The organism is Sphingobium sp. B12D2B (assembly GCF_025961775.1).
Taxonomy (GTDB): domain Bacteria; phylum Pseudomonadota; class Alphaproteobacteria; order Sphingomonadales; family Sphingomonadaceae; genus Sphingobium.
Map to the genome: position 1 here is coordinate 805216 of NZ_JAOQOH010000001.1, position 18849 is coordinate 824064.

The 18849-nt window shown below is 66.7% G+C and carries 18 protein-coding genes; 7 read left to right on the forward strand and 11 right to left on the reverse strand.

The features are described from left to right. Positions 1 to 63: 63 nt before the first annotated feature. The gene (locus M2335_RS03860; RefSeq protein WP_264593841.1) at positions 64 to 873 is read right to left on the reverse strand and encodes an IclR family transcriptional regulator; all 810 of its coding nucleotides are present in this window, start codon (positions 871 to 873) and stop codon (positions 64 to 66) included. 288 nt (positions 874 to 1161) lie between these two features. On the opposite strand from M2335_RS03860, the gene M2335_RS03865 reads away from it, so the two are divergent. From M2335_RS03865 to M2335_RS03875, 3 genes are all read left to right on the forward strand, one after another. After that, positions 1162 to 1992 carry a hypothetical protein gene (locus M2335_RS03865; RefSeq protein WP_264593842.1) on the forward strand — a complete coding sequence of 277 codons (831 nt, stop codon included), beginning with the start codon at positions 1162 to 1164 and terminating at the stop codon, positions 1990 to 1992. 48 nt (positions 1993 to 2040) lie between these two features. Next, positions 2041 to 2694 carry a YceI family protein gene (locus M2335_RS03870; RefSeq protein WP_264593843.1) on the forward strand — a complete coding sequence of 218 codons (654 nt, stop codon included), beginning with the start codon at positions 2041 to 2043 and terminating at the stop codon, positions 2692 to 2694. A gap of 119 nt (positions 2695 to 2813) precedes the next feature. Beyond that, positions 2814 to 4901, forward strand: coding sequence for an AsmA family protein (locus tag M2335_RS03875; protein WP_264593844.1), 2088 nt, complete (start codon positions 2814 to 2816; stop codon positions 4899 to 4901). Here the strand turns inward: M2335_RS03875 and M2335_RS03880 are convergent. After that, positions 4898 to 5362, reverse strand: coding sequence for a hypothetical protein (locus tag M2335_RS03880; RefSeq protein WP_264593845.1), 465 nt, complete (start codon positions 5360 to 5362; stop codon positions 4898 to 4900). The genes M2335_RS03875 and M2335_RS03880 overlap by 4 nt on opposite strands. Positions 5363 to 5460: 98 nt before the next feature. Here M2335_RS03880 and M2335_RS03885 point away from each other — a divergent pair, with 98 nt between their 5' ends. Then, positions 5461 to 5991: a nuclear transport factor 2 family protein gene (locus M2335_RS03885; protein WP_264593846.1), complete on the forward strand. Its 531-nt coding sequence runs from the start codon at positions 5461 to 5463 to the stop codon at positions 5989 to 5991. A 21-nt stretch (positions 5992 to 6012) separates the two neighbouring features. On the opposite strand, the gene M2335_RS03890 is transcribed toward M2335_RS03885, so the two are convergent. The 7 genes from M2335_RS03890 to M2335_RS03920 form a co-directional block, all read right to left on the reverse strand. Next, on the reverse strand, positions 6013 to 6999 hold the full coding sequence (locus M2335_RS03890) for an FAD:protein FMN transferase (protein WP_319801186.1): 987 nt from the start codon (positions 6997 to 6999) through the stop codon (positions 6013 to 6015). A gap of 2 nt (positions 7000 to 7001) precedes the next feature. Further along, positions 7002 to 7850, reverse strand: a complete 849-nt coding sequence (locus M2335_RS03895; protein WP_264593847.1) for a DUF4198 domain-containing protein — start codon at positions 7848 to 7850, stop codon at positions 7002 to 7004. 30 nt (positions 7851 to 7880) lie between these two features. Next, positions 7881 to 8357 (reverse strand): DUF2271 domain-containing protein, encoded by a 477-nt coding sequence (locus M2335_RS03900; protein ID WP_181560645.1) that lies wholly within the window; start codon positions 8355 to 8357, stop codon positions 7881 to 7883. Positions 8358 to 8371: 14 nt separating this feature from the next. Continuing rightward, positions 8372 to 9052, reverse strand: coding sequence for a PepSY-associated TM helix domain-containing protein (locus M2335_RS03905; RefSeq protein WP_413716135.1), 681 nt, complete (start codon positions 9050 to 9052; stop codon positions 8372 to 8374). Between the two features lie 234 nt (positions 9053 to 9286). Beyond that, positions 9287 to 11230 (reverse strand): glycoside hydrolase family 127 protein, encoded by a 1944-nt coding sequence (locus M2335_RS03910; protein WP_319801187.1) that lies wholly within the window; start codon positions 11228 to 11230, stop codon positions 9287 to 9289. 196 nt (positions 11231 to 11426) lie between these two features. Further along, entirely contained in the window at positions 11427 to 11714 is a 288-nt protein-coding gene (locus M2335_RS03915) for a DUF3297 family protein (protein ID WP_264571315.1), read from the reverse strand. Between the two features lie 117 nt (positions 11715 to 11831). Next, positions 11832 to 12164, reverse strand: coding sequence for a hypothetical protein (locus tag M2335_RS03920; protein ID WP_264593848.1), 333 nt, complete (start codon positions 12162 to 12164; stop codon positions 11832 to 11834). Between the two features lie 218 nt (positions 12165 to 12382). On the opposite strand from M2335_RS03920, the gene M2335_RS03925 reads away from it, so the two are divergent. Further along, the gene (locus M2335_RS03925; RefSeq protein ID WP_264585776.1) at positions 12383 to 13006 is read left to right on the forward strand and encodes a DUF4157 domain-containing protein; all 624 of its coding nucleotides are present in this window, start codon (positions 12383 to 12385) and stop codon (positions 13004 to 13006) included. Between the two features lie 340 nt (positions 13007 to 13346). Here the strand turns inward: M2335_RS03925 and typA are convergent, their stop codons facing one another. Continuing rightward, complete coding sequence (gene typA, locus M2335_RS03930; RefSeq protein WP_264571312.1) at positions 13347 to 15179, reverse strand: translational GTPase TypA; 1833 nt, start codon at positions 15177 to 15179, stop codon at positions 13347 to 13349. Positions 15180 to 15486: 307 nt separating this feature from the next. Between typA and ybaL the strand changes: the two genes are divergently transcribed. Together ybaL and M2335_RS03940 are read left to right on the forward strand one after the other, a co-directional pair. Next, positions 15487 to 17139: a YbaL family putative K(+) efflux transporter gene (gene ybaL, locus M2335_RS03935; protein WP_264593849.1), complete on the forward strand. Its 1653-nt coding sequence runs from the start codon at positions 15487 to 15489 to the stop codon at positions 17137 to 17139. A gap of 113 nt (positions 17140 to 17252) precedes the next feature. After that, positions 17253 to 18119 (forward strand): class I SAM-dependent methyltransferase, encoded by an 867-nt coding sequence (locus M2335_RS03940; protein WP_264593850.1) that lies wholly within the window; start codon positions 17253 to 17255, stop codon positions 18117 to 18119. 92 nt (positions 18120 to 18211) lie between these two features. Here the strand turns inward: M2335_RS03940 and M2335_RS03945 are convergent, their stop codons facing one another. Beyond that, the gene (locus M2335_RS03945; protein ID WP_181560639.1) at positions 18212 to 18820 is read right to left on the reverse strand and encodes an outer membrane protein; all 609 of its coding nucleotides are present in this window, start codon (positions 18818 to 18820) and stop codon (positions 18212 to 18214) included. Between the last annotated feature and the right edge of the window lie 29 nt (positions 18821 to 18849).

Genomic DNA, 18849 nt, shown 5'->3' on the forward strand with positions numbered 1-18849 from the left:
ATTGCGCACAGTGTGCAGCTCTGCCTGCCAGACAGGGACGGGGCCCCCATGGCGTCAATCCTCTCAATGGACATCGGGGCGCAATTCCGGAATGTGGAAGGGATGGGCGCGCCCTGTGCTGTCGGCAGCGCGGCCTGCGAAGCTGTTCGCGGCCCTCACCACGTCACGGACGAGATCGGCATCGCGCGCCGCGTGGAAGCGGGGCAGGGGCATGACGACGCCGAGCGAGCCGATCAGCCGTCCCGCGCCATCGAAAACCGGCGCTGCGACCCCGGCGAGGCCAAGCTCCTCATCCAGATTGCGCGCGACGCCCTTGTCGCGGATGCACCGCATCTGCTCGAGGAATTGGGCGCGCTTTGCCGGCGGTCTGCCCGCGATGGGGCTGCGGGTGATGGACCGGAAGATGGCCTCGCTCTCACCCGGTGGCAGGCTGGCGAGAATGGCTTGGCCGAGCGATCCCCAAGGCAATTCGATCTCGATGCCTTCTTCCAGCGCCGGGCAATGGTCGCAGGCGGCATTGGCCACAGCGGCGACCACGGCGCGGCGCCGAACCGGGGCATAGAGGCATAGCACGGCCGTCTCCGACCATTTGCGCACCAGCCCGGCAAGCAGCGGCCGCGCGCTGCGCACCGGATCGAATTGTGCCATCAGCTGTGAGGCCAGCCGCGTGAGTTCGCGCCCGGTGCGGTAGGTCTGGCCATCGCCGCGCTCGACGATGCCTTCGGTGAGCAAGGGGCGCAGCAGGCGGTGGACGGAACTGAGCGGCAGGCCCGACCGCTCCGCAAGCTCGCCGAGCGTGAACTGCTCGCTGCCCTCGATCACCAGCCTGAGGAGATAGATGACTCGCTCTGCCGAGCCGCGCGGGCTGGTCATTCCGCGTGCATCCAGGCGGCGCGCGAGGTTGGTGCGTGCGCCCGGTGCTGCGTAACCCATGGACATGAAAATGCCGCGCCGATCCGGCCCCGGCTTTGCGTGCCGCCCATCATTCCCCTCCATTGCGCGTGCTATTCGGATAGCACTGTCAATCAGCACCTGTCAGTTTTCCGAGTGACGGAAAAACACAGTGCAACGTCATGATCCAGATACAAATCTGTTCGCAAATCCGTCAATGGAGTTCACAAAGTCAATTGAAAAGTCTCGGGGCAGACGGGGAGGGATCACATGCAATCGGGAGCAGCGGAGGATATTGTCGGCGGAATCGGGCGGCGTGCGTTCATCGCCTCGCTCGGTGGCGCGGCCGCTGTCGCGGCGATGAGCGCGGAGGCTAAGGCCGATGCGCTGGAACATGCGCTGGCGGATAATCTTGGTCCAGTGGGGCGCACCTTCCCCAGCGTCGCGCAGGTCGATGCGCAGATCCCCACGCGCCACTACCGGCGGGGTGTCGGCAATGTCTTCATCGCCGAGCAGGGGGCTGTCGACGTGTTGGCGCCCATGCCGGAAAAGCCCAAGCTCGCCGATTTCATTCGCCTGCGCTTTCAGAGCACGTCCAACCACTGCCTGCAGAGCGCCACGCAGGCGCGCAAGCGCAACATGGATGAGGATATCGTCTTCGCCTGCCTCGTCCATGACCTGTCGATGGCGATGATGCGCGCGAATCACGGCTTCTGGAGCGCGCAGCTTTTCGAGCCTTATGTCTCCGAGAAGGTCGCCTTCGCCATCCGGCATCATGCCGCGCTGCGCTTCTTCCCGGACGCGGAGACGGGCTACACCTATCCCGATATCTACCGCGAGATGTTCGGCGAGGATTATGTCCCGCCGCCGCATGTGCAGCGCGAATTCGCGATGGTCCGCAAGCACCGCTGGTACATGGCGGCCCGCCTTGTGACCGTGAACGATCTCTACGCCTTCGATCCCAGTGCGCAGGTCTCGCTCGATCCGTTCGAGGATGTGATCGGCCGCCACTTCCGTCAGCCCGCGGAGGGCCTCGGATTCGATAGCAGCCCGAGCGCCCATATGTGGCGGACCTTGTTCAATCCGGATTCGCCGCTCTGAGCGCCCGATATCCCTACGCCTTTTCTTGACTGGTTGGAGGACCGTGGAATGATGAAAAGAACGAAGATCGCTCTGGCGACCGCATTGGTGGCCCTGCCGGCCATTCTGGTCGTGGCGCCGCTGGCCGCGCAGAATGATGCGCAACTGCCGGGGCAGAAGGATGCCAGCCGGGTCGCGGCCGGCATCTACAAGGCCGATCCGGGCCATACGCTCGTCGGCTGGCGCGCCAATCACTTCGGCTTCAACGACTATTTCGGCATTTTCGGGGACATCACCGGCACGCTGGAGATCGATCCGGCGAAGCTCTCCGCCGCGAAGGTGGATGTGTCCATTCCGGTCGCGCGCGTGGTGACGGCCAGTGCTGGCCTCAACGGCCATTTGCTGCGCGCCGGCAAGGATGGCGGCAAACCCGACTTTTTCGGCCCCGATCCGGCGCCGGCCCGCTTTGTCTCCACCAGTGTCGTCGCGACGAGCGCCACCGCCGCGAAGATCACCGGCGACCTGACACTCAACGGCGTGACCAGGCCGGTTGTGCTGCAGGCAGAGTTCACCGGGGCCGGCAAGCATCCTTATAACGGCAAGGCGACGCTCGGCTTCGAGGCGACGGCGGCGATCAAGCGGTCGGATTTCGGCATGACCTATGCGATCCCCATCGTCTCCGACCAGGTCGAACTGACGATCAGCGCGGCCTTCGAGAAGTAAGTCGCGCCAGCGCTCAGCGGCGGTTCAGCTTGCCGGCGCTAGTGCGGCGGCATGAACTCCGGGGATGAGCGTGGGGCGGCGGCAGCGCTGACGATCCGGCGCGCCAGTACAGGCGCGCCGTGACCGTACCCCTGCACCTGCCGCCCTCTGGCGATCCTCACCCTGCCACGCCTCGGACCGCCCGCCGTCGCCGTCCGCTGCTCTGGGCAGCGCTGGCTGTGCCGCTGCTGGGTTGGGCGGGGCTGGCCGCCGGTCTTGGCACCGCGCTGCTGCGCGAGCCGATCGAGCGCCGGGCGAGCGCCGCGCTGGGCCGTGCCGTCGCGATTGAGGGCGATGTCCGCCTGCTGGTGACGCCTTTCTCCCTGCAACTGGCTGCGGACGATGTGCGCATCGCCAATGCCGGCTGGGCGCAGGCGCCCGATCTGCTCAATGTCCGCGCTCTCACCGCGCGCTTCTCCACATTCGATCTGCTGATCGGGCGCTCTGGCCCGCGTGCGCTCGGGTTGCGCGGCGGCACGCTTGATCTGGAGCGGCAGGCGAGCACGGGCGCGGCCAACTGGAAACTCGGTGGCAGGGACGGTCCGTTTGCCGTCGCCGGAGTGCAGAGGGTGGACGCGGACGATGTCGTGCTGCGTTACCGGGACGAGCGTGACGGGATCGAGAGCTGGCTCAAGCTGGTCGGCAGCGGTCCGGGCGCGGTGCGTTTCGCCGGGCGAGCCAGCCTTGCCGGCGATGCCTTCCGCATGAGTGGCTCCAGCAACTCGGCCGAAGGGCAACCGTTCCGCTTTGCCCTGCGTGCGGGCGCAGAGACACTGGACCTGCGGCTGGAAGGGGAAAGCGACAGCCCGTTCCGGCTGGCCGGGGCGGACCTGCGTGTGGCAGCGCGCGGCCCCGACCTTGCGGCGCTGGCGGCACTGGCGCGCATCGATCTTCCGGCGGGGCCCTCCTTTTCGCTGACGGCCCGGCTCGCGCAACGGCGTGGCGGCTGGCATTTCAGCCGCATCGCAGGGCAGATTGGCGAGACCGATCTCAGCGGCAGCCTCACGCTCGATCAACGCGGCGCCCGTCCGCGCGTGGTGGCGTCTCTGGCGTCCGAGGCCCTGCATCTGGCGGACGGCATGGCTGTGCTGGGGTTGCGCACTGCGACGTCCCCATCCGATGGCGAAGGTCCTCAACCCGTCGCCTCATTGCTGCCGGATGCCACCCTGTCTCCCGGGGCGCTGCGCAGTTTCGATGCTGTGGTCGACTACAAGGCCGAGCAGATCGAGGGCGTCGGGGACGCGGGCTCCGCGCTCAAGGCCGCGCATCTCGCCATGCGGCTCGCGCTGATCGATGGGCGGTTCATGCTGTCGCCGGCCAGTGTCGATCTGGCGGGCGGCTTCGTCTCATCGGATATCTACATCGATGCGCGGCAAGGCCCGGCGCTTGCCCGCTACGATATCCGCCTCTCGCCGACGCCGATGGGGCCGCTGCTGGCCGGCTGGGGCCTCGCCCCGCGCGAGACAACGGCGCTGGCGCGCGGGCGCATCCAGCTGAGCGGGCGCGGCGAGACCCTGCGCGAGACGCTCGGTCATGCCGATGGCCGCATCGCCCTGGTGCTGCCGGCCGGGCGCGTGGGCATGGCGCGGGCAAGCGCCTCGGAGCTGGATATGACCAATCTGCGTGCTGCGATGTTCGGCACGCGCAGCGGCAACGGGGTGGATTCGGCGGGAGGCATATTCTGGCGCCTCGGCCAGCGCCTAGGGATCGGCGGCGATGGCGAGGCTGCCGACAATGCGACCCGCCTCAATTGCGGGCTGATCGCCTTTTCGGTCCGCGACGGGCTGGCGACGGCAGACCCGATCCTGATCGATACCGATGGTCATGTCCTCACCGGGCGCGGCGAGTTCGATCTGCGCGGCGAACGGCTCGATCTGCGCTTGCAGGCGCAGGGCAAGAGCCGCGAATGGTTCGGTCGTCCCTCGCCGATCCTGATCGGCGGCACGCTGGCCGCGCCGACCGTGCTGCGCGAGCCGGTCGATCTGTTCCGGCCCCAGCGCCTGTTTGGCTTGTCCATGATGCTGCCGGATGTGCGGGCCATCTTCGGCTTTGTCGACCCGGACGAAGCGCAGGCGCCGGCTTGCGGGACGCTGCTGCGCGGCGGGGCGACGGCCGACGCGGCGGCGGCTGGCCCGGCGCCGAAGCCTGCGGAACTGGCCTTGCGCTAAGCGGGCGGGGCGGCTGCGGCGTGGCGCCGGTCTGCCAGCCAGAGCGACAGGCCGGTCAGGCCATGGAGCAGCACGATCATCGTGAGCAGGAAGAAGGTGGCGCTGACAAAGCGCGGGAGGAGCAAGAACTCGACCGCGCATAAAAGGAACACCGCCATGGTTAGCAGCAGATTGGCGATGGAGGATGGCCCGCGCCGCGTCGATCGCACCACCTCGACCAGCAGGAAGACGATGGTGAGCAGCAACAGCATGTCACCCCAGCTCAGCATCAGCACTACGCCTGAGAGCATGGGCAGCGTGAAGGCCTCGCCCCGCATCACGGCGGCCAGCGCCGGCTCGGTCTGATCCGGCTGCGGCGCGCCGGCGAACAGCGCGACCAGATTGTAGATCAGCACCGGAATGAGCAGCAACGGGAAGCTGTTGAGCAGGTCTACGGCCCGGCGATTGTTGCGGTCGTCCATGCGGTCTCTCCCTCAGGCTCGCCAGCATGAGACTTTTGCGGCACAAAGGCCAGAGCCGCTGGCACTGATGGACGGGCGGAACGGAGAGGGGAGAGAGCATGAGGATTTTTGCGCGTATTCCGGCCATCGCGGCGCTGTTGGTTGCCATGACCATGGTCACCAGCTTGGGGCATGCGCAGGTCGCGGCCTCGGCCGAGGCGCAGCAGGCGATGCTCGCCAGCCCGGACCCAAAGCTCGCCGCCAACAAGAAGCTCGTTTACGACATGTATCGCCATATCGTGCAGGGCGGCCATGCCGATCTGGTCGAGCGCTTCTTCACGCCGGAATATATCCAGCACAATCCCAATGTCGCCTCGGGCCGGGATGCGCTGGCGGCCTTCCTGCGCGGCTCGCGCCCCGCCCGCCCGATTTTGCCGATCATCACGCTGCCGATCATCAGGATCGTGGCGGAGGGCGATTATGTGCTGGTGATGAGCGAGCGCCCGATGAAGGACGAGGCGGGCAAGCCCTATGTCACCAGCTGGTTCGATGTGTACCGGATCGAAAACGGCCTGATCGCCGAACATTGGGACCCGGCGCTCAAAAGTGCGGCGATGCTGAAATTTGACCCGAATGAAATGGGGAAATGAAGGCGAAGTAACTGGCGGGGCTCAATTGCCCAGCATCTCTGCCAGCGCAGGGCTGATCCACTCGCGGGTCGTCGCGCCGTCCTGGGCGAGCATGTGGACGGCCAGTCCCTCGCGGATCGCCAGTGCGGCGCCGGCGTGCAGTCCGAGCACGGTGAGCGCGCTGGCCCAGGCGTCGGCATCCATGGCGCGGGCGTGGAGGACGCTGACCGAGGCGACGCCGTTCTCCACCCGCCGCCCGGTGCGCGGATCGAGCGTGTGGGCGCCGCGCACATAATTGCCGGAGGTCGCAACGGCCAGTTGATGCAGGGCGATGCGGATCGGCCGGGCGCGCATGGACGGCGGAATTTCAAGGTCGACCCACCACGGGTCGCCATCCGGGCGCATCCCGCGGCCCACCAATTCGCCGCCCACCTCGACAAGGCAATGCGCCACGCCGCGCTCGGCCAGCAGGTCCGCCACGGCATCGACGGCATAGCCCTTGGCGATGCCGGAGAGGTCCAGCCAGAGGCCGCCCGGCTGACGCAACCGGCGGGTCGTTGGCTCGAACGCGAGGCGTCGCCAGCCCGATTGCGTCAGCGCCTGCGCAAGCGCTTCCTCCGTCGGCTCGCTTTGCATGGGGTTGGGGCCCAGCCCATAGAGATCCGTCAAACGCCCGATGGCCGGATCGAACGCGCCATCGGTGCGCTCGGCAAGAGCGAGGCCGGTCTCCATCACGGCGGCAAAGTCGGCGGACAAGGTGGTCCAGTGCCCAGCCGGCGCCGCGCCGAAGCGGCTGAGGGCGGAATCCGGCGCCCAATGGCTCATATCCGCCACGATGGCATCGAGCCGTGCCTGCACATCCTGCTTGAGCCCTTCGGCATCCACATCCGGCGGGGCGCAGAAGCGCGCCCGCCAGATGGTGCCCATGGTTTCACCGCCAATCTCCCGCACCGGCGCGCCCGGGTCGATCCCGGCGAGGGCGCCGGACTGGATCGGGGGCACGACGATGCGCGGGACGGCGCCGAGCATGGTCAGGGCGCCATCACTTCCAGCGTGGCGGTGTAGCTCATCCGCCGCGCCGTGACGCGCGGGGTGGCCGGCTTGTCGTCGCTCAGCGAGGCGTTGAGCCAGATCATGCCCGCCATCGGCCAGTTCACCGTTGCCACGCCGTCGGCATCGGTCGTTACCTCGAACACACCCTCATTATCGCGATAGCGCTTGCCGCCCGGCACCAGCGTGACCTTGAGGCCGGCCGCCGGTTGACCATCGACCAGGAAGCGCAGCTTGGCCGGCTCGTCCTGCACCAGCTCCGCCGGGTGGGTAATCGGCACCATCTCCAGCCCCTTGCCCAGCGGCTTGATGGCGCTCGGCTCGCCCTTGGTGGCGAAGAACTCATTGCGGCCGCTCGTTTCGGTCAGCTTGAGGTCGGTCGCATTGGCCGGAATCTCTGCGACGCTGCTCACCTGATTGGCGGGCGCCTGCGCGCCCGGTGCCGGCGGCGGTCCGCGCCGTCCACCCAGGCGCCACTCCACGCCATCGACCTTGAACGTGCCCATCACGCCCGATTGCGCGCTGCCGATCCGCCAGGTGCCCGGCTGGTCGAGCTGCACGTCGAACACGGAGCGATAGCGGCCGGTGGCGGCATTCTTGATCTGCGCTTCGCTGCCGTCCGGCCGCCAGGCCTTGACGGCTTCGAGCCGCATGGCGTTATGATCGGCATAAAAGAGGTCGTTGGAGCTGGCCGCGTCCACCGTCACCCACGGGTCTTCGCCAGAGAAGATGGTGCCGGAGGGGAGCAGCCACTGGCGGTGAGCATTGGCAGGCATCGCCGTGGCGGCGATCAGCGCGGCGGCGGCAAGCAGAGCGGTCTTGATGCGCATGGGGTCGTGGCCTTTCGGGTCTTGGAAAGCTCAGCGAGCGGAAATGGTGATGGCGCCCAGTTCGGACTTGCCGGTGGCGGAGCCGCCCTTGGCCGGCACCTGCAGCGGAATGGAGACGATCTCGCGCCCGCCGGTCTCGCGCGCGGCTTCCACATAGAGCGTGTACTGGCCCGGCTTGAGCGTGGCGGGCAGGGCGATCTTGTGCGTGCCCGGTGCGCGGGTGGCGCTACTCACGCCATCGGCGGGCAGCTTGAGGCTGCGGCCGCCCTTGCGCCACCAAGTGCGCAGATCGGAGAGCCACTTGGTGCCGGGCTCGCGGCCCTGCAGCTTGACGTCATACCAGACGAAGATGGTCTGCGCCGCGCCGCCGCCGGTCGGCTCCACCCATGCCGCGACATAGGGGCGGTGATATTCGGCGACATTGAGGCGGGGAATGGTCACGCTGATCGTGCCGGCCGTGGCAGGCGTGGCAACGAGACCGGCAAGGACGAGGGAAGTCTTCTTCATTGGAGAGCGGGTCCTCAGTGAATGAACAGCAGGGCGATGACGAGCGGGATGAGCAGCCCCAGCCCGACCAGCGGCCAGGTGGAGGGGCGATGCCGGGCGTGAAGCTGGAGCAGCAATAGGCCGGTGAGGGTGAAGACGATGCAGGCGACAGCGAAGATGTCGATGAACCAGCTCCACGTGCCACCGGTGTTGCGGCCCTTGTGCAGATCGTTGAAGTAGGAAATCCAGCCGCGATCGGTGCGCTCGGCCGTCACGGCGCCGGTCGCGCGATCGATAGTGATCCACGCATCGCTGCCGGGGCCGGGCAGGGCGACATAGACCTCCTCGTCCGACCATTCCGCCGCGCGCCCGGTTGCGTCGAGCGAGACTGCCTGACGCAGATGCTTGGCGACGGGGGCGGGCAGCGGCGCATCGGCCGAATCGGGCGCCGCCTCGATCTGGGCGAGCAGGGCCGACGGCAGCGTCGCGGTTCGCTCCTCGACCTTCGGCGCGGCGCCGATGGAATCGGCGTGGTTGAGGGTGATGCCGGTGATGGCGAACAGCATCATGCCGATCAGCGAGATCGCCGCGCTGATCCAGTGCCAGCTGTGCAGTTGCTTGAGCCAGAAGGCGCGTGCCTTGCGCTTGCCCGGGGCCTTGTGCGTGGGCCGAGCGGCGCTGGAAGGCGATGCCGATACGGGCGCCCCGCGCGCGATGGCTGCCGCGCCGCCGCCTGCCGCTACCGGCTCATCCGCCCGCTGCCTGTCCACCCGCTGTCCGTCCACATGCCCCCCGACGATGATTGGCGACGCGCAGCGATCAGCCTGCGCGAATCATGTTCGAGCGCCTCCATTGCATATATTGAGAAGCATTCGCAAGACGAGATCGCGGTATCGGACCGCTAAGCCGCTCTGAAGCACAGGCCGATCAGGGAGAGTCTGGAGCGATCCTCAGCCGGTGGCAGGCTGCGGCGGCCAGTAGGTCGCGTAGCGTTCGTGGCGGATTTGATAATAAGGGATCAGCCGCACGGGGCGGCCCTCCCGGTCGGCGGTGATGAATTCCAGCGGGGCGGTGCCGGGGCGGAGCTGCCCCGCGATCGTCTTGGCATCGCCCACCAGTTGCGGCGGGGAGAAGGGCGTATCGTTATACTGGCCATAGAGGCGCTCGTTGACGACCACATCCGATCCCGGTGCCAGCCCCTCCGTCCCGAGTGCGCCAGCGAGCACGACCGGTCCATAAGTGAACGCGACGATCCCCGGCGCCGCGGGCGATTCTTCGACGCGCACCTGCATGTCCAGTTGGAGTGTCAGCACGTCGCCATCCCGCCAGTTGCGGTCCAGCTCCAGATAGCTGCCCGGCTTCGTCGATTGCGCCAACGGGGCGCCATTCAGGCTGACGCGCGCTGTCCGGCTCCAGCGCGGGTGGCGCAGGCGCAGGGTCGCGCGGATGGGGCGGGCCAGAGACCAGCGCAGGGTGGTGGACGGTTCTTCGGGGAAGTGGGTGGTCTGGGTCAGTACCGCGCCCTTCTCCCGCCAGCGCACCGATGAGGGGATGAACAAGTTGACGACCAGCGCCTCGGCATCATGAAAATAGATCGAATCCCGATACTTCGCATGGTTCTCCATGCCCGATCCGGTGCAGCACCAGAAGGAGTCGACCGGGGTGCAGTAGAGCTTCATGTAGCCCGGCCGCGCGCCCTGAAAATAGGTGACGAGGCCGGTCTCCGGGTCCTGTGACGCCAGAATGCCATTGTAGAGCGCGCGCTCGTAAAAGTCGGCCAGCTCCACCTGCGGATCGTGCAGGAACAGCGCGCGGGTGAGCTTGAGCATATTATGCTGGCCGCAGGTTTCAGAGCCCTTGGCCGAGAAGACATGCGCGGCGAAGTCGGCGGGCGGATAGAAGAACTCGGCATCGCCATGGCCGCCCGTCGCATAGGAGCGGGTGCGGGCGACTGTGCGCCAGAAGAAGGCTGCGGCATCGCCATAGGCCTTCTCACCATTCACCTCGTAGACGCGCTGGAAGCCGACGAACTTGGGCACCTGTGTGTTGGCGTGCATGCCATCCAGCAGGTCCCGCCCCTTGGCGGCCGGCTCCATCACCGCCTTCTGGGAGAAGCGCTCGGCCAGGGTGCGGTAATCGGCCTTGCCGGTCAGCACATAGAGATCGGCGAGCACCTCGTTCATGCCACCATGCTCGGTGGCGAGCATCGCCTCGAAGGCGGCGGCGTCGAGCGGCCGGGTGGCGACCACCGCCCAATCGGCCATGCGCAGCAGCACAAGGCGAGCAGTGTCACTGCCGGCAAGCTGCCAGGCATCGCGCAGTCCGGCGAAAATCTTGTGCAGCGTGTACCAGGGGACGCCGGTGATCGGCTCGCCCCGGATATGCGCGGCGACGAGCGCGGCGCCTTCGGGAAAGGCGCAGACCAGCCCCACGCCGGATGCGCGCTGGCAGGCATCCAGCTCGTCGGCGATATAATCGATGCGCTGCTTGAATCGCCCACCGCCGGTGGACCGGAACATCAGCGCGCAGGCGGAGAGATAATGGCCGAGCGTGTGGCCGTGGCAGTGGATGTCGGCCCAGGTCGCCTCGGATTCCCAGCCGCCATAGACCGGCGCCTTGGGAGCGAGCCCGGCATTTGTGCGGAAATTGGCCAGCATCCGGTCCGGTTCGAGCGAAAGCAGATAGGCTTCCGTGCCCCGTTGCGCGGCTAGGAACGGACTTTCCAGTAGCGTCACATCCGCCATGTCGAAGGGCTGGAGACGCGGCGCCACGCTGAGCGCGCCCTTGGACTGAGCTGATGGCAAGGCCGCACGCGCGGTAACTGGCGCGAGAATCCCGCTCGCCAGTGTGGCCGAGGCTACGGAAGCCAGCAACTCACGGCGAGACGCCGACACGCCCCTTGCATGCATATGACAGGACGTAGCCGCCATCTGATCCTCCCCAATCGCGTTCAACTTCGCGTTTTGATAACGCTACCATAAACGAGGCGGGCGGGAAGGCAATTCTTTCGATCGGATGGCGATCATCCGCCACTATCGGCGGGGCCATCAACGCCGATAGTTTGGCCCGCGCGCCTGTGCGGGCCATGGCTCAGTCCTGCTTGGCGTCTTCGAACCAGGCCTCGACCGGGCCGGAGAGCTTGATGGTCAGCGGCTGGCCATGGCGGTCGCGGGTCTTGCCGGCGGCGACGCGGATCCAGCCTTCGGAGATGCAATATTCTTCCACATCGGTGCGCACCCGGTCCTTGAAGCGGATGCCGATGCCCCGCTGCAGCGTCTCCACGTCGAAATGCGGGCTGCGCGGATTGGTGGAGAGGCGGTCGGGCGGCGTCTCGCTCTGCGGTGCGGCGGGCGTGTCGGATGCGGGAGTATCAACCATGGCTCGTCCTTGCCGAAGAGCTTTCGGCCAGTCAACGCTTCTCAGGAGCGCGCATGGGGCAGTCCGCGAGGGCGACCGGGCCGGAGACTGTCCGGCCCGGTCGTGCGGGTGGCATGATCAGCGGCAGATGCGCACGCGATACCGCTCGCCGCGCCAGCGGTCCCAGCGGGTTTCGGTCCAGCAGCGGCGGCGGTCGTTATAGCCATAGCCGCTACGATAGCCGCGGTCGTGACGTCGCCAGTCCCGGCGGTCGCTGCGATAAGACCGTTCGCGATAATGGCGGTCGCGGCGGACTTCGCGGTAGCCATCATGATAGGCGCCACGATCATAATCCCGATAGCTGATCGACAGGCTGCTCTGGGCCTGAGCCGGTGCCGCAGCGAGCGGCATGAGGCCAAATGTGGCCGCAACGGCGAAGGCGACCGAAGCGAGGCGGGGGGTAAGAGGCATGTCATTCTCCTATGTCCAATGTCGGCGTTGCGCGCGGCCTTCGCTCGTCCGATCCATCCTTTCTGCCAGACCGGCCTGAACGCCCACGAAACAGGCCGTTCATCTGCCCATGGGGCGTGCCCTGGATGCGGTGATATGTGGAAGGACGGTCGCGGATCGCGTGGGACACGTAAGGCGTTAAAAGCCGGTTCAGCCGCGACGACCTAGAGGTCTGCTCTATGCCCCGTTTCTCCTTTCCCTCCTTGCTGGTCGTGCCGCTTGCTGCGGTGGGGCTTCTGATTCCCGCTTCCGGTTTCACCGTTCCCGCGCGGGCTCAGGACGCCGCCCGCCAGGTCGTCCCGGCATTTGACGAGGCCGGCCGGCGCTTGCTGACCGATCTGCAGGGCGCGGGGCAATTGTTCGCGGCGCAGGCGCTGGCGAGCTGGATCACCGCCTCGCGCAACGATGCGGTGGCTGCCGGCGTCGAGCCGATCCCGCCCGCCATTCGCGCGCGGCTGCGCGGCCATATGCCGGACGCCCTGCTGGACCGCGTGCGCTATCGCGTCGGCCAGGGTCACGAGTTCAGCCTGCAGACCAATACCTTCAACCGCAGCAATGCCGCGGCGATCACGCTGGACGATGTGGTGCTGTTCCGCTCCGCCGAGGATGCCGCCTCGGATGTCGGCCTCTGGGCGCATGAGCTGCATCATGTGCACCAGTATCGCCAATGGGGCGTCCAGGGCTTCGCCCAGCGCTACACGCGGGATTATCAGGGTGTCGAGGCGGAGGCCCATGCCGAGGCGGAACGGGTTGTCGCCGCGATGCGGACGACTGGGACAGCAACGCCCACGCCTGCGCGCTAGGTTGCGAGGACGATGTGGCGCGGGTCAAATTCAACCTTCTCCCCTTGAGGGAGAAGGATACGGAGCCTTGTCGCCATCTGGCGGTTAGGCGGAGTTGGATGAGGGGTGGCGGATCTCTGATCCGCGAGATCCTTTGGATCGCTTACCCCTCTCCCAGCTTCGACTAAGGCAGCAGGCTGCCAAGTCTGCGCATCCCTCTCCCTCAAGGGGAGAGGGTTTGGAGCTTGTCCCTCGCGCGCACAACGCCCTTGAGCGGGACTGGGAATGGGGTCGTTCGGCGCACGCCGCCTCTTCCCCCAAAAAGAAGGGCGCTCGTCCGGTTGGACAAGCGCCCCTTGGCTCAAGCGGCCTTGGACCGCGAGGCGCGCTTGCGCTCGTTGGGGTCGAGGTAGCGCTTGCGCAGGCGGATGGTCTTGGGTGTCACCTCGACCAGCTCGTCATCGTCGATATAGGCGATGGCCTGCTCCAGCGTCAGCTTCCACGGCGGTGTCAGGCGGACGGCGTCGTCCTTGCCGCTGGCGCGGAAGTTGGTGAGCGCCTTGGACTTCATCGGGTTGACCTCAAGGTCTTCCGGCTTGGCGTTCTCGCCGATGATCATGCCTTCGTAGAGCGCTTCGCCCACGCCGACCATCAGCACACCGCGCTCCTCAAGGGGCCCGAGCGCATAGGCATTGGCCTCGCCGGCGCCGTTGGAGATCAGCACGCCGTTCTTGCGGCCTTCGATCTTGCCCTTGTGGGGACCGTATTTCTCGAACAGCCGGTTCATGATCCCGGTCCCGCGCGTATCCGAGAGGAACTCGCCATGATAGCCGATGAGGCCGCGCGAGGGCGCCGAGAAGGTGATGCGGGTCTTGCCGCCACCCGAGGGCCGCATGTCGGTCATCTCGGCCTTGCGCTGGTTCATCTTGTCGACAACCGTGCCCGAGAATTCATCGTCCACGTCGATGACGACCGTCTCGTAAGGCTCGGTGCGGTTGCCGTTCTCGTCCTCGCCGAACAGCACGCGCGGGCGCGAAATGCCGAGCTCGAAGCCTTCACGGCGCATCGTCTCGATCAGCACGCCGAGCTGAAGCTCGCCGCGACCGGCGACCTCGAAGCTGTCCTTGTCCGCGCTCTCGGTGACCTTGATCGCGACATTGCTCTCGGCTTCGCGGAACAGGCGGTCGCGGATCATGCGGCTGGTCACCTTGTCGCCTTCACGGCCCGCCATCGGCGAATCGTTCACCGCAAAGCGCATGGAAAGCGTCGGCGGATCGATCGGCTGTGCCTTGATCGGCTCGGAGACGGAGGTGTCGGCAATGGTGTTGGCCACGGTGGCGACGGTCAGGCCGGCGAGGCTGATGATGTCGCCGGCGCGCGCTTCATCGACCGGCACGCGGTCGAGGCCCTGGAACGTCATGATCTTGGAGGCGCGGCCGGTCTCGATGATCTTGCCGTCCATGTCCAGCGCGTGGATCGGCTGGTTGATCTTCACCGTGCCCGAGGTCACGCGGCCCGTGAGGATACGACCGAGGAAGTTGTCGCGGTCCAGCAGCGTCACGAGGAAGGTGAACGGCGCGTCGATGTCCAGCGCCGGTGGCGGCACATGGTTCACGATCGTCTCGAACAGCGGCGTCAGCGTGCCTTCGCGCTTGGTCGGGTCGGTGCTGGCGTAGCCGTTGCGGCCTGAGGCATAGAGCACGGGGAAGTCGAGCTGCTCGTCGGTCGCGTCGAGGCTCACGAACAGGTCGAACACCTCGTCCAGCACTTCCTGAATGCGCTGGTCGGGCCGGTCGACCTTGTTGACGACCACGATGGGACGCAGGCCGAGGGCCAGCGCCTTGCCGGTCACGAACTTGGTCTGCGGCATCGCGCCTTCGGAGCTGTCCACCAGCAGCACCACGCCATCGACCATCGAGAGGATGCGCTCCACCTCGCCGCCGAAGTCGGCGTGGCCGGGCGTGTCGACGATGTTGATGCGCGTGCCTTCCCACTCGATGGAGGTGGGCTTGGCGAGAATCGTGATCCCGCGCTCCTTCTCCAAATCGTTGGAGTCCATGGCCCGCTCATCGACGCGCTGATTGTCTCGAAAAGTGCCGGACTGGCGGAAAAGCTGGTCGACGAGGGTGGTCTTGCCATGATCGACGTGCGCGATGATGGCAACGTTCCGCAGAGCGTTGGGACGGGGGCTCATGATAATCTCTCTGGGCTTGTGGACGGCCGACACGGGTCATCCGGCCGGAATTTCTCGCGGCCCTTAGCGGAAAGCGGCGCTCGGCGCAACGGCCAGCAACGCGGATGGTCCGCGGCCTCGTCGCAGCCGGTGTGGCCAGCCTAAGTGCTTGAAGGCAATGACCATCGTTGCGCATGGTCGTCAAGCCATTAAAGTCCTTGCGACGAAGCGACGGTTGCAGCGTCGTGCGATGCCTTTCTGGCAGAGACGCTGCAACATTCGCGTTCCGCACCATAGGATTTCGCCTCAACAGGAGCTGCCATAAAGGATGCCGCATTACACGCCGCTCATCGCCACGGTCGTCGCCGGCCTCGTCGCGGCCTTTTTCATGGGCGCGCTGGCGATGCGGCTGCGGGTCTCGCCCATTGCCGGCTATCTCGTTGCCGGCGTGATGGTGGGGCCGTTCACGCCCGGCTTCGTCGCCGATCCCAACCTCGCCAATGAACTTGCGGAAATCGGCGTCATCCTCCTGATGTTCGGCGTCGGGCTTCATTTTTCGGTGAAGGATCTGATGGCGGTGCGCCGCATCGCCGTGCCCGGCGCGATTGTACAGATCGCCACGGCCACTGTGCTTGGTATGGGACTCGCCTGGCTGATGGGCTGGGGCGTGCTTTCCGGCTTCATCTTCGGCCTCGCTTTGTCTGTCGCGAGTACCGTCGTGCTGCTGCGGGCCTTGCAGGTACGCGATCTGGTCGAGACGGAGCGCGGGCGCATCGCCGTGGGCTGGCTGATCGTCGAGGATCTGGTGATGGTCCTGGCGCTGGTGCTGCTGCCGGTACTGGCCGGCATTGCGCTCGATCCGCAGAGCGAAGGCCTCTCGGCGATGGGTTGGCCGGTGCTGATGACCATCATCAAGGTGAGCGGCTTTGTCGCGGTGATGTTGCTGGTCGGGCGCCGGATCATTCCCTGGGCGCTACACTGGGTGGTGCATACCGGCTCACGCGAGCTGTTCCGCCTCGCGGTGCTGGCGATTGCGCTGGGCGTGGCAGCGGGATCGGCCTTCATCTTCGATGTGTCCTTCGCGCTCGGGGCCTTCTTTGCGGGCATGATCCTCGGCGAAACCCCGCTCAGCCGGCGCGCGGCCGAGGAGACGCTGCCGTTGCGCGATGCATTCGCGGTGCTGTTCTTCGTGTCGGTTGGGATGCTGTTCGATCCAATGGTCATCCTTCGCCAGCCCTTGCCGCTGCTCGCCACGGTGCTGATCATTACGATCGGCAAATCGCTCGCCGCTTATGCCATCGTCCGCGTTTCCGGCTATCCGCGCGAGACGGCGATGACGGTTGCCGCCAGCTTGGCGCAGATCGGCGAATTCTCGTTCATTCTTGTCACGCTGGGTTTTGGGCTCGGCGTCCTTCCGTCCGAGGCGCGCGATCTGATTCTGGCCGGCGCGATCATCTCGATCTTCCTGCACCCCTTCCTGTTCTCCTACATCACCCATCGCGCGAGCGAGGCGGCCAAGGTCGATGCGCCGCCGGTGGCAGCTCCGTCCGCCACGCTCGTGCATGTCGTGCTGGTCGGTTATGGCCGCGTCGGCCGGCTGATCGCCAAGGCCCTGCGCGAGCGGAACAAGCCGCTGGTGGTCATTGAGAGCAATGCCGAACTGACCGATGCCGCGCGGCGCGACGGTCATGAGGCCGTGACCGGCAACGCGCTGGACCGGCGGGTGCTGGAGGCGGCCGGCATCGACCGCGCGACCAGCCTGCTCATTGCGATTCCCGAGGGGTTCGACGCCGGGGCCATCGCCCAGAAGGCGCGCGCGCTGCGCCCCGGGATCGGCATTGTCGCGCGGGCCCATTCGGACGGCGAGGTGGATCATCTGATCAAGCTGGGGATCGGTGACGTCGTGATGGGCGAGCGCGAACTGGCGGCGCGGATGCTGGAGCTTGCGCTGCGTGGAAACATGCAAGCGCAAAGCATTTGATGTCGCGCGCATCACCGCTCGACAGAGGGACGGGACATTGTCATCTATTGAGCAAGCGGCCTGCCGGACAGTCATGACGGCAGGGGCCGCATCATGGGTCGGGAGACAAAGGCATGGGTGCCGATAACAGCGGGGTGGGGATCAGCAAAACTGCTGAAGGCTGGGCAGGCGACATGGGGCGCAACTGGCTCGCCAATCTGGATCGGCTCGAGGGGATGATTGACCCGATTGGCGTGGTGGCGCTGGCTCGGGCGGACTTCCAGCCGGGCGAGCGCGTGATCGATGTCGGCTGCGGCGGTGGTGGCACCAGCCTTGCGATTGCCCGGGCAGTGGCGCCGGAGGGGCATGTCACCGGCGTCGACATCTCGTCCGACCTCATCCTGTCCTGCGGCGCGCGTGCAACGCTCAGTGGCCTGCAGAATGTCAGCTTCGTCTGTGCCGACGCCGGTGCCGCGCCGATCAACGGCGCGCCATTCGACCGGCTGTTTTCGCGCTTCGGGTCGATGTTCTTTGCCGGGCCCAAGGCGGCGTTTCGCAATCTGCGCGGGCAGGTCCGCGACGGCGGCCGCATCGATCTCGCGGTCTGGGCGGCGCCGCCGGAAAATCCCTGGATGCAGCTGATGCAGCAGGCGCTGAAGGATCTGCTGCCGGCGCCGGATGGGCGGCCGGACCCCAGAGCCCCCGGCCCGTTTGCCTTTGCCGATACGGCATGGCTGGGAGAGGTGCTGGCGCACGCAGGGTTCGCAAACATGGACGCGGCGCCGTGCCTGCGGGACCTGCCGGTCGGGGGACCCGGCGCGAGCGCGCAGGATGCCGCGACCTTCGTGCTGTCGGCCATGCACATCGGCAATCAGGTCGCGCCTGACCGGATGCCTGAGGCGCAGGCTCGCCTCACGGCGGCCTTTGCGCCGCATCATGTGCCGGGCCAGGGCGTCATGCTTGCCGGCAAGGCTTTGCTGGTGAGCGCCGTCGCCGCCTAGATCGGAACCGGCGCGCCTGGATTGGCCATGTCGCGCACAAAAAAGAAGGGCCGGCGCTAGGCCGACCCTTGTCGTTTAGCGAAAACGCTGGATCAGAACTTGCCGACGAGGCCGACCATGACCTGATGGCGCTGCATGCTGATGCCGGTGTCGACGTCGTCGAACTTCAGCTTGCCATAGTCGGAGAAGCGATACTCGCCACGGATGCCGAAGCGGCCGAAGCTGTACTCAACGCCGGCACCGAGACGATAGCCGTCGAGGTTGTCGCCGTCGCTGACGGAGTCGACGCCGTCGGTGTAGCTCACCTTGAGGCGGGCGTTGGTGTAGCCGGCCTTCGCGTAGATCAGCGCGTTGGGGGCGAGCTTGGCGCCAGCGCGGACGCCGACGTACAGATCGCGCGCTGCTGACAGGGACAGCTCGTCGCCCGTCACGAACTGGTCCGTGACCGATTCCTTGACCTCGGAGTCAGCGGCTTCCACTTCGACGCCAACCACAGCGGAACCGAGATCGGCATTGTATCCGAGGCTCACGCCATAAGCGAAATCATCGCTGCTTCCATTGTCGACGCCGTCGCTCAGCCGCACCGAGTCATAGCCGCCGAGGACCGCGAGGCTCAGGCCGGAGAAGGTGGGGCCTTCCTGCGCAGCGGCAGGGGTGGCAACGATCACGGCGGCTGCGGAAGCCAGAACAGCAAGTTTCATTGTATTTTCCTTGTTTTAATCTCGCCTTC

Bases quoted from the DNA above. Each gene is read 5' to 3' on its own strand.
- M2335_RS03940 (WP_264593850.1), top strand. From the start codon at position 17,253: ATGGGTGCCGATAACAGCGGGGTGGGGATCAGCAAAACTGCTGAAGGC.
- M2335_RS03870 (WP_264593843.1), top strand. From the start codon at position 2,041: ATGATGAAAAGAACGAAGATCGCTCTGGCGACCGCATTGGTGGCCCTG.
- ybaL (WP_264593849.1), top strand. From the start codon at position 15,487: ATGCCGCATTACACGCCGCTCATCGCCACGGTCGTCGCCGGCCTCGTC.
- M2335_RS03900 (WP_181560645.1), bottom strand. From the start codon at position 8,357: ATGAAGAAGACTTCCCTCGTCCTTGCCGGTCTCGTTGCCACGCCTGCC.
- M2335_RS03925 (WP_264585776.1), top strand. From the start codon at position 12,383: ATGCCCCGTTTCTCCTTTCCCTCCTTGCTGGTCGTGCCGCTTGCTGCG.
- M2335_RS03945 (WP_181560639.1), bottom strand. From the start codon at position 18,820: ATGAAACTTGCTGTTCTGGCTTCCGCAGCCGCCGTGATCGTTGCCACC.
- M2335_RS03880 (WP_264593845.1), bottom strand. From the start codon at position 5,362: ATGGACGACCGCAACAATCGCCGGGCCGTAGACCTGCTCAACAGCTTC.
- M2335_RS03865 (WP_264593842.1), top strand. From the start codon at position 1,162: ATGCAATCGGGAGCAGCGGAGGATATTGTCGGCGGAATCGGGCGGCGT.
- M2335_RS03920 (WP_264593848.1), bottom strand. From the start codon at position 12,164: ATGCCTCTTACCCCCCGCCTCGCTTCGGTCGCCTTCGCCGTTGCGGCC.
- M2335_RS03890 (WP_319801186.1), bottom strand. From the start codon at position 6,999: ATGCTCGGCGCCGTCCCGCGCATCGTCGTGCCCCCGATCCAGTCCGGC.
- M2335_RS03860 (WP_264593841.1), bottom strand. From the start codon at position 873: ATGACCAGCCCGCGCGGCTCGGCAGAGCGAGTCATCTATCTCCTCAGG.
- typA (WP_264571312.1), bottom strand. From the start codon at position 15,179: ATGAGCCCCCGTCCCAACGCTCTGCGGAACGTTGCCATCATCGCGCAC.
- M2335_RS03915 (WP_264571315.1), bottom strand. From the start codon at position 11,714: ATGGTTGATACTCCCGCATCCGACACGCCCGCCGCACCGCAGAGCGAG.
- M2335_RS03895 (WP_264593847.1), bottom strand. From the start codon at position 7,850: ATGCGCATCAAGACCGCTCTGCTTGCCGCCGCCGCGCTGATCGCCGCC.
- M2335_RS03885 (WP_264593846.1), top strand. From the start codon at position 5,461: ATGAGGATTTTTGCGCGTATTCCGGCCATCGCGGCGCTGTTGGTTGCC.